Origin of the sequence: Bacillus sp. LJBV19, assembly GCF_017797845.1 — a bacterium.
Lineage (GTDB): Bacteria > Bacillota > Bacilli > Bacillales > Bacillaceae > Bacillus > Bacillus velezensis.
In genome coordinates this window covers 1,444,985-1,460,744 of sequence record NZ_CP072563.1, presented here as the reverse complement: position 1 = coordinate 1,460,744, position 15,760 = coordinate 1,444,985, and the positions used below count along the sequence as shown (strand labels likewise).

Annotated in this window: 2 protein-coding genes; both read right to left on the bottom strand. The window is 44.2% G+C overall.

The genetic code is table 11. The features are described from left to right. Positions 1-9: 9 nt before the first annotated feature. On the bottom strand, positions 10-7,011 hold the full coding sequence (locus tag J6600_RS07370) for an SDR family NAD(P)-dependent oxidoreductase (RefSeq protein ID WP_209388193.1): 7,002 nt from the start codon (positions 7,009-7,011) through the stop codon (positions 10-12). Then, positions 7,004-15,715: a type I polyketide synthase gene (locus tag J6600_RS07365; protein WP_209388192.1), complete on the bottom strand. Its 8,712-nt coding sequence runs from the start codon at positions 15,713-15,715 to the stop codon at positions 7,004-7,006. The genes J6600_RS07370 and J6600_RS07365 overlap by 8 nt, the downstream gene beginning before the upstream one ends. Between the last annotated feature and the right edge of the window lie 45 nt (positions 15,716-15,760).

Here is a 15,760-nt window from a genome sequence, read left to right as displayed (position 1 = left end):
TTCTTTTCTTTATAATTCTTTGAAATCAAGTAAAGGAATCAGCAATTCTGACTCTTCCTTTTCTGGAGTTTCTCCATTGTCGATCCAGCATTGTTCCTTATTGAATATAACCGGAGAAAGCGGGTGTCTTTTTGTCTCTCCATATCCTAATGTGAGATGGCTGTCGCTCAATATCATATGTGCGTTCGTGCCCCCGAATCCAAAAGAACTGATTCCGGCTCTCAAAACCCCTTTTCTAGGACGCCATTCTTTTAAGGACGTGTTCGGAAAGAATGGAGACTGATCAAATTTAAAACGCGGATTTGGCGTTTTACAATGTAATGTCGGCGGGAGTATCTGATTTTTTATGGATAAGGCAACCTTTATAATACTCGCTATCCCCGCTGCGCTCATTAAATGTCCGAAATTCGTTTTTACGCTGCCTACTCCGCAAAATTGCGTTTCTTCCGTAACCTCCCGGAACACTTCAGTCAGCGCTTTTAATTCAATCGGATCTCCTATCATCGTACCGGTGCCATGCGTCTCGACATAACTGAGAGTATCTGCATCAATTCCGCCTTTTTTCAGGGCTTTTTTTATCACTGCGCTTTGCGCTTTCGGATTAGGTGTTGTCATTCCCATTGTCTGTCCGTCATTATTAACCGCGGATGAGTCAATTACCGCGTAAATTCTGTCACCTTCGGCAAGGGCGTCATCAAGTCTTTTCAAAAGGACTGCGCCGCATCCCTCTCCCGGTACAAATCCATCTGCCTTCTCATCAAATGTATGACATTTTCCTTCAGGTGAAAGCGCCCGAGCCTCACTCAGCATGACGTAAGGCTTTTGATCCAGCAAAATGTCAACCCCGCCCGCAATCGCCATATCTGACTCTTTTGACATCAGGCTTTGACAAGCGAGATGGACGCTGACCAATGAAGAAGAACAAGCCGTGTCTACAACCAGATTCGGTCCTTTCAGATTAAAAAAGTGTGAGATATGCGCGCCTATGAAATTTTGTCCTATACCCACGATCGTATTTTTTGAAGGGGAACCTATTTTGGACATAAACGTCCCGGTCCGCGAACCGATGAAGACGCCGACTTCTTTGTTTGATACTTCTTCTTTTGTATAGCCGCCGTCTCTCAATGTCTGGACGCTGACCTCAAGGCATTTTTTGATTAACGGATCAAGCTCTGATGCCTCACTTTTGTTCATATTAAAAAACGCGGGATCGAAAGACTCAATATCTTGAAGAAATCCGCCCCACTTACTGATACTTTTTCCTTTTTCATAGGTGTCAGAGTAGTATGAAGAAATATCCCATCGCGACGCCGGGACTTCGCGGACACTATTTTGTCCTTTCTTCAAATTTGTCCAGAACGTTTCTGTATCCGGAGCATCCGGAAACTCACAGCCCATTCCGATAATAGCGATTTGGTTCAGACTGGTTTGTTGTATTTGTGATCCGTTGTCCCGTATTTCGGAAGCATTTTGATTTATATGTTGCTCTTTTTTCCGAACCTCAATGTTTTCCGAATCAATTTGAGGACTGATCCCCTCACTTGCAAATAACTCGTTCAAATAGACGCCCAGTTGTGAAAAACTCGGATACTCCAGAAAAGCTGAAGGTTCAATTTTTATTTGAAATACATCTTCCGCTTTTTTGACAAGCTGAACCAGTAAGATTGAATCAACTCCGTAATCCGCAAAAGACGTATCCTGATCTAAATTCCCGTAAGGTATTTTCAGCTCTGCGGAAAAAATCTCCATTAACTTCCTGATCATAGCTTCATTGTCTCCCTGACCAGATATCACTTTTTCCTCAGCATCCGGGTTATTTTTAGCAGCTTGAATTCTTGTCTGAAGCAGCTGCTGCAGCATGAATTTCTCCGGATGTGTCTTTGCCGGTATAAGGCAGGGGTATCCGTTTATCGTCATCATTTCATCCAGCATGGCAATACCTGATTCTGTTGAGTGTGAAAGTAAACCAAGTGCCTGATATGATGGACTTGTCACCTCGCCCATCCCAATGTCCTTCCAGCTCGGCCAGTTAATTGATTGATAATATGTTCTGCCGGCTGCATGCTGATACGCCGCAAAGTAATCCATAAAAGCGTTCGCCGCGGCATAGTCACTTGTTCCGGCGCCTAATAAAGGAAAAGCGCTCGCAACAGATGAAAACAAAATGAAGAAATCAAGTTCGTCATCAATAAAAATATCATGAAGTACCTGCATCCCCTGCACCTTTGGCTCAAATACTTCTCTTATTTCTTTATCAGATTTATGAATAAAAGCCGGATTCGAATGATTGGCTGCACCAGCGCAATGAATCACCCCGCCGATTTTGCCGAACTTCAGTCTCACCTCTGAAAAGAAGCGATGTAATGTTTCTTTTTCCGTGAGCGGCCCGGAATACACTTCCACCTGAACTCCCTTTTGATCCAACTCATGCAGCAGTTGTAATTTCGAATAAAGAGGTGACTTTTCATCGGTGTCTTTTAACATGCCGGCTATTTTATCAGATTCCGGAAGGTCGGTTACTCCCATCAACACAAGTTTTTTGACTCCCTTGCCGGCATAATGTCTGGCAAGTTCTGCTCCGATCCCTCTTGTTCCCCCTGTAATAACCAGGGTTTGATCCGTACGGCATACTGGCAGACCGGATAGTTTCCGGTTTATTTCCGCTGCATGTAATTTCTCGACGTATGGAATATAACGTTCACCGTTCCGGTAGCAGATTTCACTATACAGACCGTCAGCGCAAGCTTCATCTGTGATTATCTGTCTCAGTTCCGCCGCAGTCCCGACATGCCCGTCTACATCTATTGTTTTTGATTTTATCTTTTGATACTCCGCACTCAGCATTTTATATAGTCCGGCTGTTTCGGCTCCGGCTAACGACGGCTTGTCATTCAGAAATGTCTGCAGCCCTCTGGTCACATGTAAAACAAAAAGCTGTTTACGTGTCTTTATGATTTCCTGCAGCAGTGTCAGCTTCCCGATTGTGCCGGTGCGTGCCCCGTTTTGATCACTCCGCAAATCTGACAGGTCAATCATGCCGATGATTTCCGGATTTTCTTCTATGACCGCTAGAGCCGTTTTTTTGGCTTCCCCATCCGAATGATCCCAGTTATCTGCGCAAATGACAGCGGATTCAATCAGAGGATCTGAATCAAACAATTCGAATGCAAGCCGCTCACTTTCACTATTAGCCAGGATCATCACCTGTCCTTTCGTAAAAACGGAAGGGGCAGCCTTTTGTTTTTTCCACGATTTTTTTAATACATCAAATGATAAGTCAGTCGGTGCGTGTGGCAAACTCTGCGGTACGCCTGTTTTCTGTTTCTGTGCTGCTTTTGCGGCAGGTACCCAATATCTGTTCCGTTCAAAAGGATATGCAGGAAGAGAGATAAGCTTCGGTAATTCTGAAGTGTACATCTCTTCCCATTGAACGTCTCCTCCGTTCACCCAGTGAATGGCCATTTCTCTTGCACTATTAAAGTGAGCGGCTGACAGGGCATCCTTTTGACCAGAGCCTCGGCGGGCCTTTCCCCTATATAAACCGTTTAACTTATGATCTGACCGCAAATACATCGTCAGCTTATTGCGAAGATCGTCAATGCTGCTAACCTCAACAGCGAGCCGCTCTTCCATAGCGTTTCTCCCGGTCTGCGAGGTGTACGCAGCATCAGCTAGTGACGTTTTTGGCTCCAGTTCTTTTATATATGCATCAATCAAGAGTCTGAGCCGTTCTTCATTTTTGGCAGAAAGCAGAATAATTTGCGTCTTGTTGCTCTGTACCGTTTCCATCTTTTCTTCATTCTTATACTCTTCGATGATAATGTGGGCATTAGATCCTCCAGCGCCGAAAGAACTGATGCCTGACCTTCTGGCTTGATTTTGCGGCGTCTCCCAATCGGTCAGTTCAGACTGCACGTAAAACGGTGTTTCCCCAAAATCAATATTAGGATTTAAGTGATCGGAATGAAGGGAAGGAGCAAGCTGTTTATACTTCATTTGCATCAGCACTTTTGTAATAGAAGCAATTCCCGCCGCAGCCTCTAGGTGTCCGATATTTGACTTAACCGAACCAATTGCACAACGATAATCGCTTTTCGAGCTGTGCAAAGCTTTGGTTAATCCTGAAATTTCAATCGGGTCTCCCAAAGATGTCCCGGTGCCATGCGCTTCAATATAACTTATGCTGTCTGCATCAATCCCCGCCTTATCAAGAGTTTCACTGATGACGTTTGCCTGCTCGCCCGGATTTGGCACAGTGTATCCGTTTGTTTTTCCGCCGTGATTTACAGATGTTCCCTTAATCACACCGTAAATCCTGTCCCCGTCAGCCTTTGCGGCAGAAAGCGATTTCAAAAGAACGGCCCCGACTCCTTCTCCCGGCACATATCCGTCTCCTCCCGCTCCAAAGCTTCTGCAGCGCCCATCGCTTGAAACAAAATGATTTTGTGAAAGCAAAGTATATTTATCAGGGTGTAAGGATAAATTCACTCCTCCGGCAATAGCGAGGGTGGATTCTCCCCTTTTTATACTTTCACATGCAAAATGAACAGCAGAAAGTGAAGAAGAACACATTGTATCAATTGCAAGGCTGGGTCCGTGCAGGTCAAAGAAATATGACACCCGGTTTGCGATAGACGAATAAGAAGACAGGAGCGCCTGACGTTCCTCATCATCTGAAGCACCGGCTGCAAATAACTGATAGTGGCTGTAGGTGACGCCGACAAATACACCTGTCTTATGCCGTTTCAACTTTTTCTTTGTGTAACCCGCATCTTCAAACGTGTGCCACGCTGTCTCTAAAAATAACCGTTCCTGAGGATCAATTAACTCGGCATCACGGGGCGAAATTGAGAAGAACAGCGGATCGAATTTATCAGCGTCTTTTATAAAACCTCCCCATTTGCTGTCATGACGGGCATTGTCACCTGTGTGATAATATTTCCGAAAATCCCAGCGCTCTTTCGGTATTTCCGTTATACAATCTTTTCCGGAAGAAATATTTTCCCAAAACTGTTCCACATCCTTCGCCATCGGGTAGCGGCCGGCTATACCGATAATTGCAATATCTTCCTCGGAAGGTGCGGATGGTATGCGGGAAACGGAAAGCTTCTCCCGTTTCGCCGGCGCCGAATGATCAATTCGCTGTTCGGCTGCCGGTAAAAACGCCTTCTTCAACTCATGATGATAGTGTTCAAGAAAATACTCTGACAGCTCTTCAACACTGCTGTATTCAAAGAAAAGAGTCTTAGACACTCTTCCAAAATATTTTTCCAGACGGGAGTTAAGACCTAAAATCGTTAGAGAATCAATTCCGTAACGGTCAAACGTATCCTCGGGTAAAATACTGTCCGCCTGTCTTCCCGTTTCCGCACCGACGATCTCTGTCAAAAGACGGACCGTTTGCTTTTTCAGATCTTTTTCATTTAATTGCGGCAGATTACTGTTGTTTTCAGGCACAGTCTCTATTTCTTTATGATCAGTTGAGAGTAATTCACTTATTCTATCTTTGTCTCCGCTGATAACAGCCAGCTGAGAAGCAGAGCGGCTCATACTGTCCTGAAAAGCGGCAAGCCCTGCTTGGGCGGATAAAAGTTCCAGCCCTGCATGTCTTAAAGCTTGCAGCTCTCCCGGCCCGACTGTCATATTCCCCGCATCCCATAACGGCCAATTAATAGAAAGTGTTTTCCCGGGACGTCCTTTAATGCTTCGATACTGAGTGAATCCATCCATACATCCGTTAGCGAAGGCGTAGTCGCTTTGACCCGCATTAGGCAGAACGGCCGAAAGGGACGAAAACATAACGAAGAAATCAAGAGGCTCTTCTTCAGCTGCTTTATCCAGCCAAACGGTTCCGAATACTTTAGGCGCTATAACTTCTTCTATGCTTTCTTTCGTTTTTTTTATGATAAATGCATCCTTAACAAGTCCGGCACTGTGCAAAATTCCGTTTAATTCTCCGAATGTCTGCTTAATGTGCTTAATCAAAGCGTCCGTCTCTTTTTCCTTTGAAATATCTGCCGGGACATATAAGGCTTCAGCGCCAAGATTTTCAAGAGCGCTCAATTTTTGCGCCGTTTCACTGGAGGCCGGGGAACGCCCGGTTAATACCAGCTTGACTTCTGCCTGTTTCGCCAGATATTCAGCAAACAGATACCCAAGACCGCCGGCTCCTCCCGTAATTAAATACACACCGTTCTTTTTTACACTGAAACTATGTTTCTCCCCATCTTCTTTTTTTACTCTTTGAAGCTGCCTTTTATAATAATGCCTCGGCTCATAGCAGGTAAAGTGGTCCGTTTTACATTGATTGTTCCATTCAAAAGAGATGACATCTGCAATATGCTGCTTTGTAAACGGCTCGTCAAACATTGATTTCAGCTCTGCAGCCTTACATGTGAAATTCGGATTTTCGGCCTGTACGGTCTTAAGAAAACTTTCAACCGCGTTATAAATCGGCTGAACCTCGCCCTCGGTATTTTCATACAGGTACAAAATTTCTGCTTTCGGACAAAGTTTGTTCTCCATGAAGGCCTGAAACATTTGAAACAAGGAATACAGACTTTTATTGAGCTGCTTTCTCATTGCATCTTCTGTATTTTTGAAGATCCCGGCAGCCAAAAAATGAATAATATGGCGGGGTCTTATATTTTGAGAACGCAGAACCCCGCATAACGCATCATAATCCTCACCTTTTGTAAAGTTCATTGTAAAACGACCGTTCCGGCAATCTTCGAAACGCTCGCCGGAAGTCACGTAAATGAAAGGTGCCTCATAGCCTTCAAGCTGTCTCTTCATTACGGTATACATGCTGTCGTCTTCGCAAAAAAATAAAATTGGCTCTTTCGTATGCGGGAATTTTTCACTGCCTTTAAATTCATGTCTATCCCATACCATTTCATATAGATGGGTTTTCCCCAAGCTCTTAATGAATTCCAGCCCTTCTTCAGGCGTCAGGCTGCCTTCTTTCACCTTTTTCACGATTTGCTCAATTTGCATCGTTTTTTCATTCATGGAAAAGCAACTCCTCTATCAGCTCTGACGTCTCTTTCGTATTCATCTCACCTGTTTGTGCTTTTTCAAGAAGCGACATGATTTCTCCATCTGCTGTATCTTTATTTGAGTTGTGAAGCTCAGTGTTCGAGAAAGCCTCAGCCTTCTGCGCTTCATCTTTATTTAAATGAATCCAATGTCTGTTCTTGCTGAAAGGATAAAGAGGAAGAGACAGTTTAACCGGTTTGAGTTCCTCCTCATACAAGTCTTCCCAGCTGATTTCACAACCGATCGTCCACAACTGAGCCAGTTTGGCCGGCTTGTTTTGCTGAATCAGTGATTGAACATATGCATGACCTTCGGGGCCGCCGAATAAAGGAGCGTACAGACTATCAAAATCCGTTACATTTCCTTCATAAACACCTTGCAGCCTGCTCCCCTGGATGTAACCGTTTAGTTTTTCAAGAAGATCTCCGGTATTCGAGCAAGTGATCGCAAGGCGGCATTCAAATGGTTCCCTTCCGGTTTGCAGCGTATATGCTATTTCTTCAAGACCGAATCCGGACTTTTCTCTAAAATTGCCGTTATGCGGTTTATCAGCTGATCGATTCCGGATGCGGCTGATATAGCGGCACAGCTCGCTCAGTGTCTTTAATTCCTGAAATATGTCAAGTGATATTTCTGTGCCGTACATTTGGTTTATAAAAGAGATTAATTCGGAATAAGCCAACGGATCAAATCCGAATTCCGAAAGAGGTGTCTTTGCATCTATATCTGCGGTATCTAAACGCAGGATACCCGCTGCCGCTTCCCGAACCGCCTCTTGTAAATCACGTTCCTGCACCTCTTGCTGACTGAATTGAACTGATCGTTCTTCATGTAAAAATGTTGTTAACTCTTTGGCTTTAACCATCAGCCTTTCCTTTGTTTTGGCCGATAGAACAATGATTTGTTCCCGCTCGGCAGTTACTGCTTTATCTTGGCCGTATTCAAATTCTTCCACGATGACATGAGCATTTGCCCCGCCGAATCCAAAGGAACTGACTCCGGCACGGCGCGGAATTTCATTTCCTTTTCGATCTTTTAATCTGGCCCACTTCATCGTTTTATTGACAATATGAAACGGTGTTCCGCTTAATTGAATGTAAGGGTTCAGCTCCTTGACATGAAGTGTGGCAGGCAATGTTTTATACTTCATGGATAGTAATACTTTAATCAGCCCCGGCATTCCAGAGGCGGGCTCTAAATGACCGATATTCGTTTTTACTGAACCGATGCCGCAATATTGGTCATGATTCTTTCCTGGATGCGGCTCAAAAGATCCAAACGCTTTTTTCAAGCCTTCAATCTCAATCGGATCTCCCAGTTCTGTCCCGGTTCCGTGTGCTTCAATATAAGATATCGTATCAACAGGAATACCGGCATTTTTGTAAACAGACGTTAACAGTTCAGCCTGAGCTTCCGGGTTCGGAGCGGTCAATGAAGCAGATCTTCCTCCGTGATTTTCTCCGGTTCCTCTCAGGACTCCGTAAATATTGTCTCTGTCATTCATTGCCGCTTGCAATGGTTTCAATAACAGAACAGCTGCACCTTCACCGCGGACATAACCGTCGGCAAGTTTATCAAACGTCTTACACCGGCCGTCCCTAGACAAAATACCGAGTTTATCAGTATACATATGCGTGACTGGATCTAAGAGCAGCGAAACCCCGCCTGCTACCGCCAGCTCACTTTCGCCATTTTGAATCGAGCGCACAGCTCTGTGGATTGCTGCAAGACTGCTTGAGCAGGCTGTATCAATGGACTCACTCGGACCTCTGAAATTAAAATAGTGGGATACACGATTGCTGATGAGCGCCTGGCTGTTTCCGGTTCCCGCAAACGCATGCGCCCCGTCCGAATGCCTCATCAGCAGCTGGCGGTAATCATTAAATTGAATGCCCGTAAACACCCCGATATTTTTTCCAGACAGCTTTGAAGCTTTGTAACCCGCATCTTCTATCGCTTTCCAGGTTTCCTGCAAATAAATTCTGTGCTGAGGATCCATGAGTTCTGCTTCCCGCGGATTAATATTGAAAAACGCCTCATCGAATTTATCGGCATCTGTGATAAAGCCGCCCCATTTCGAATGTACTTCGCTGCTTCCTTTGCCTTCGGCGTATTTTTTCCAATCCCAGCGATCCGGGGGAATTTCCTGAATCAAATCTTTTTCATTGATTAAATTGATCCAAAACTCATCTGCATTTTTTGATCCCGGAAAAACACAACTCATCCCGATAATGGCAACTGGCTGCTTCTCTGGATGATGGTCAGCCTGTCTTGTTGTCTTTTTTTCAAACGGAAAACTTCGCGGCGGCTTCACGGTTTTCCCGGCGGTTTTCCCAGCGTGCACTACTTTCCTTTTTTCAGAAATGTTTTTTTCTGCATCTGTATTCCCTTTTGCAACAGTACGCAGTTCACTGTTTAGAAATTCTGAAAGAGATTTTATATGGCTGTAAGTAAAGAAAACGGCAGGTGTCAGCTTAAGCTTGTATTTTTTATTCAGTCGGACAGCTAATGTTTTCAAACTGATAGAATCAAAGCCGAGATTGCCGAAATTCTCTGCCGTATCCAGCTGTTCAATGTTAATTTTCAATAATTCCGATACCATTTGCTTCAGTTCTTCCAGGACATTGTCTGCAGACACCGGTGCTGTATAAGAAATTTCCTCTTGACGAACCGGAAGCGTATTTACTTTTTGATGCGGCAGGTCTTTTTTTGCTGGTGTTGTTCCGGCATCCCCGGTAACAACCGAAATTTGCGGACAGTCACTTGCCAAAATCGTCTCAAAAGCCGCTATCCCTTCTTCCGTTTCCAAATAATCAAACCCGGATGCGGAAAGATATGCTTCTTCAGCTTCTTTGTTTAAATGCATTCCGCCTTTACGCCACAACGGCCAGTTAATCGAAATGCTCTTGCCTTGTCTCTCTTGCCGGCGGCTCTGTTCGGATCTCCAATTTATATATTGATCTTGAAAATAATTGCCCAACGCATAATTAACCTGTCCAAAATCTCCGAAGACCGCAGAAATAGAAGAAAATACGATAAAGAAATCAAGCGGCTCATCTTTCGTTAATTCATCTAAGCATACCGTTCCTTCAATTTTAGCAGTCATGCCTTCTGAAAAATCAGTCAGATTCATCTCTGTAAATAACCGATCATCGGCATGACCAGCTGAATGAATAACGCCTTGAATGGAGCCCCAAGTCCGTTTCGTTTCTTCTATGACCCGTCCCATCGTCTTTTGATCTGCGGCATCAGCTTGATAATATACCGCATCTCCTCCAAGCGCCTGCAGCCGGTCAATGTTATGTCGTTTATCAGCTGTTAACGGTGACCTTCCCGTCAATACTAATTTTGCTTGATATTGAGAGGCTAAATATTTGGCGAAAATCAGGCCCAGACCGCCCAAACCGCCCGTTATGAGGTAAATCCCTTTCTGTTTCAGCTGATGAGAGTGCTCTGTATGATTGAATACATACTCCTTTAATGTCTTAACATACCTCTTGTCATTTATATATTTAACTTCTTCCGCCTGCCGTTCCACGCCTGAAACCATTTCGTTAAGACAAAATTCAGCCATTTTTTCAATTGATATACGTTCTGAAAAACCGATTGACTTCACATTCTCTGCGGATGGCACCAACATATTTGCCGTTTTTAAACAGCCTGCAAGAGCGCCCGTATACGGATCATTCACGCCTTCTTTAAAAGAGTGAACAAGAAGCAGAGAATGAAGATAAAGAGAGGCGTCACTGCGGGCGCTCAGCGCTTTTAATAAATAAAAAATTGATTCCAGGCCGCTGAGAAGGCGGTCACCCGCGTAAAATGTTTCTCCCGTGTGCAAGATGACATCAGGAGAAAACCCCTTTTTCTCCAATTCTTCGAATAAACGAATGTAATCTGACGTCACTTCCGGGTTTATACAGAATGTCAGCAGATTTTGATCGGTCTGCCGCTGATCCGGCGTGACGAGAATGACACGGCTGTCTGATTGATTTTTCAGAGCTCCAGCCAATGCTTCATCTTTTGCAAAGACCAGAATTGTTTTAGGCTCCCTATCTTTCATTTCAATCAGAGGGTTTTTTTGATCCCACTTATGCTCATAAAAACGTACATTTTTATTAGGCTTTTCGCCAAAAACCAGTCCGCTCAGTTCCATCAAAATCCCGCCGGCATTGTCTAATATATACACATCATAAGCCGAATCGCTTTCTTCAGTTTGTTCTGCATATACATAAACGGGTTCAGTCTCATGATCAAAAATCGTACATTCTTTAATGTTTTCCGGGAGCTCGCCGGCATTTTCCCCCGCAAGGTATATGACGGCTTGATATACGCTCTCAATAACTTCCGGTTTGATTATGCACCCTTTCGGCTCGGCCTTTGCTTTTATCTTTAAAAGTACCTGTCCGTTCCTGCTGACACATTGCTCTGCGGCTTTCAGACTGTCACTGCAGCTGTATCCGAATTCGGCAAGCCGCTGATAAAACGCTTCATACGGTATGCGGTCTGCGCGCTGAGACAGAAACGGCTCAAGATGAATATTTCCGTTCTCGTACGCCCCGCCTTCTAATTCGAGCCGCCCTGAGGAATAAATGGATGAGTCGCTCTGTTTTTCTATAGAATACGATGCACCCTGATTATCCGCGGTTAATACAATCCGGATCTGCTCATTGCTTCCGCTTTGTAACATCGGTTCTCTAAAGGAGAGCTCTGTTAATTTAATAATCGGATTCCCTGAAGCCATCGCTCCGGCAGCTCTCGCCATTTCAATCTGGCTGAGAAACGGAAACATTTCCTTGTCTTGATACTTTGTTTTTATATACAAATCGGTATCGCTTACATTGATAAGAAACTTCTGTGCTTTAAAATCAGATATATTGCATGAAATGTAAGGATGCAGATCGTTATTACCGTTCATCCGGCGGCTTCCCGTATTTTGCGCATCTATTCTGCATAGCTCTTTGGCAAATGGATATCCGGGTGCTGATACCCGTCTCAGGGTGGCACCTTTATAAAGTGACGGCCAATCTACCCCGTTTCCGGCAACCCAGTATTCAGCAATCTTCACAAGATCCCTGTTTGCGGCTGCTTCTTCAATCTCAGCTTTGTTCATCCTTTTTGCTTCTGTTGTGTCTTTGCCGCTTGTAAAAATATGATCCATCGCGTTTCCGAGGGTATAGTCTGTCAGTCCTTTAAGCAATTCATCTCTTGTGGAGGCGATAACAGCCAATCTGTGCGGCATTTCTTCTCTGCCGGTTTGTAAAGTAAATGCTGTATTTCTAAGTGTTTCTAATGGATAATCTCTGGCTGCTATATGTTCTTTTGCGCGTTTTGCATATTCTGCCAGCCTGTCGGCATTTTTTGCGGAAAAAACAAATAAAAGCTGTTCAGGTTCTTCAGCCGCGAGAGGAGAGATAGCTTCATCCGCAAATTCTTCTAAAATAACATGGGCATTAGCTCCTCCTGCCCCGAAAGAACTGATTCCGGCACGCCTGGGAACGGATGACTCCCATTTTTCGGCACTGTCCGGTACATAAAAAGGTGTTTTTTGAAACGGTATATTTTCATTCAATTCAGCAGAATGAGTCAGTGACGGAACAATTGTTTTATGTTTCATTTGAAGAATAACTTTCGTAATGCCCGCTATGCCTGCAGCAGCCTCAAGATGTCCGATATTTGATTTAATCGACCCGATCGCGCATGTCTTCTTATCGCGTTCGGCACCTGAAAATGCTTTGGTCAGACCGGTGATTTCAATCGGATCTCCTAACGCGGTGCCTGTTCCGTGAGCCTCTATATAGCTGATGCTGTTTGGATCAATAAATCCTTTTTTTAAGGCTCTCGTAATGACCTCACTTTGAGCTTTGGGATTCGGCACGGTATATCCATTCGTCTTAGCACCGTGGTTGATGGCTGTTGCCTTAATAACTGAATAAATCTGATCACCGTCGGCAATAGCCTTTTTTACGGGTTTCAGCAGCACGGCACCTGTCCCTTCTCCCGGCACATAGCCGTCTCCTCCTGAACCGAAGCTTCTGCACCGGCCATCACTGGATAAAAATCCGCCTTGAGTCAGGAGTTCATATTTATGGGGATGAATGGATAAATTGACGCCTCCTGCAATTGCAATTTCACATTCATTCCTGATTAAACTTTCACAGGCAAAATGAACAGCCGTTAATGATGAGGAACACATCGTGTCCAAAGCAATACTTGGCCCGCTGAAATTAAAGAAGTAAGATACCCGGTTGGCGATTGATGCATATGAGGAAGAAACGGCCGCTTCGTGACCAACGCTGTACAGCTGATATTGGCCGTACATAACCCCTGCAAAAACACCGACGTTTTTTCTTTCAAGCGTTTTCTTTGCGTACCCCGCATCTTCTATGGTGTGCCAAACCGTCTCTAAAAACAGTCTCTCCTGCGGATCAATTAATTCAGCTTCGGCAGGAGAAATATTAAAGAACAACGGATCAAAATGATACACATCGTCAATAAATCCCCCCCATTTGCTTTGGTTTTTTACTTCATCGCCCGCTGCGGGCTGATAGTGCAGCCCCGAATCCCACCGATCCTTAGGTATCTCAGTTATACAGTCTTTACCGTTCAATAAGTTTTCCCACAGAGTATCAAGATCATTTGCCATCGGGTAACGTCCGCTGATACCGATAATCGCGATATCATTGTCATGATACTTCTCCTGCTGCTGCACCTGATTTTTCATCTGGATTTTCTGTTTCCCGTTAACTTCGGCTGTCTGTTTATTGTCTTTTTTCTTCTGAGATGGGGTGCTGCTCCTGTTTTCTCCTAACCGGAGTTTATGAAGAAGAGTATCCCTGTGCTCCTCAACGAAATACTGTGACAATTCTGCCGCAGTCTGATATTCGAATAACAGCGTTTTTGAGAGCGCGCCGAAATGTTTTTCAAGCTCATTCGTCATATTGATAATCATAACGGAATCAAGTCCGTATTTTTCCAATGCCTCTTCTGCATCTATTTTGTCCGCAGGCATCCTGAATTCTGCAGCAATCATTTTTATAATAAAATCAGATGTTTCAGCTGTCAGTTTCTCTGAATCAAATGATTCGATATTTCTCCCTGTTCCTTCATCTGCCGGAATATTGTCTTTTCGTTCATATAATTGATGAACATGATTGTCAATTTGCTCATCTCCGTAAAATACAGTAAATTGCGAAAAACCGGAGGACAATGCGACTGCAAACGCTTCTTTACCTTCTTCTTTTTCTAAAGGATAAAAACCCGCCTTTTTCATTGTCTCTACCGTGCGCTCATCCACTTGCATGCCGACTTCTTTCCACAGAGGCCAGTTCAGAGAGAGAGAAATCGTATCAGAATCCTGGGCAGAACGCATATTCATGAAATGATCCATATAACTGTTTCCAAACGCGTAATCAGATTGCCCGACATTTCCCAACACTGCGGAAGTAGAGGAGAAGCAAATGAAAAAGTCAGGATTTTCTTTCTCAACAGCATCATTCAGCCACATCGTACCCAATACTTTCGGTCTGATTACCTGATCGAATTCCTCTCGTGACTTGTTAAGAAGGAAAGAGTCACGGATGATTCCCGCGCCCTGAATGACCCCGTTTACTTTTCCATAAGAAGTTTTGGCTTTTTTGACTACATATTCGGCTTCTTCCTTATTGGTAATATCAGCCTGAACATAAACAGCTGAAGAACCGGCATCCTCTAATCGTCTCAGCTGTTTTCTTATATGATCTGAAAGCGGAGATCTCCCCGTTAAAACAAGGCAGCATTTTGTTTGAAAAGCCAAATATTCTGCAAAGGTAAATCCTAATCCGCCCGCGCCTCCCGCGATAATATATACTCCATTTTCTCTCAGCGGCACATCTCCGCTTCCGGAATTTTTTTCGGGTTCATACGTTTTGAGCTGTTTAACATAACGCTGCATGTCTTTATAACGGATCTCTACATCTGAAGGCTGGAAATCACTCAGCTCATTGCGTATGATATCAGCTGCGTGAACGGCTGCTATTGACTGCTCCATTTCAATGCTTTTTGCTGAGATTAACGGATTTTCCAGCTGCAATGTCCGCAAAAATCCGCTTGCCGCCGCGTAAAGAGGCTGTTCTCCGGAAAGATGCGAAAAATATCCATATAACAGCTTGATCGGTTTGCGGCAGTTATTTTTGAAGAGCGCCTGTTGCAGTAAAAACAAAGAATAGACTCCGCTGTCGCATTGTTCACGAATCGCTCTCTCAGTCTTTTCAAACGGCATGTCTGACCATAAATGCACCGCTTCCCGTATATCTGACTTCTCTTCTTCTATAAGCCATCCTAACAGGTTTATGTAATCTCTTTCAGAGCGGGGGTCGATTTCAAATACACCGTCCCCGGTTTTTCGAAACTCTTTCCCCGGCTTAACCAAAATAACCCTTGTATCATGCAATGCAGCAAGTTCATTTCTCACAATTTCATTTTTATCAAATAATAAAAGGCTGCCCTCACGTCGGCCGCCTTTTACATGAATGCTGAGATCTGTCCGCTGCCAGACCGTCTGATAATATATCGCCTGTCCGTTACCCCCTGCGGAATGAGAACCAAGCTGCTGTATCCGCTTTACTCCTTCTTCCAAAGAAATGATGCCGCTTTCTATGTCAGAAAGTACTTTTTTTCTAATATGACGGGCTTCTTTCATAAAAATCTTCATCCCCTTTACAAATGGCACTGCCGCAAAATGATA

Excerpts from the sequence above, each read along its gene's own strand:
- J6600_RS07365 (WP_209388192.1), bottom strand. The coding sequence starts at position 15,715 with ATGAAAGAAGCCCGTCATATTAGAAAAAAAGTACTTTCTGACATAGAA.
- J6600_RS07370 (WP_209388193.1), bottom strand. The coding sequence starts at position 7,011 with ATGAATGAAAAAACGATGCAAATTGAGCAAATCGTGAAAAAGGTGAAA.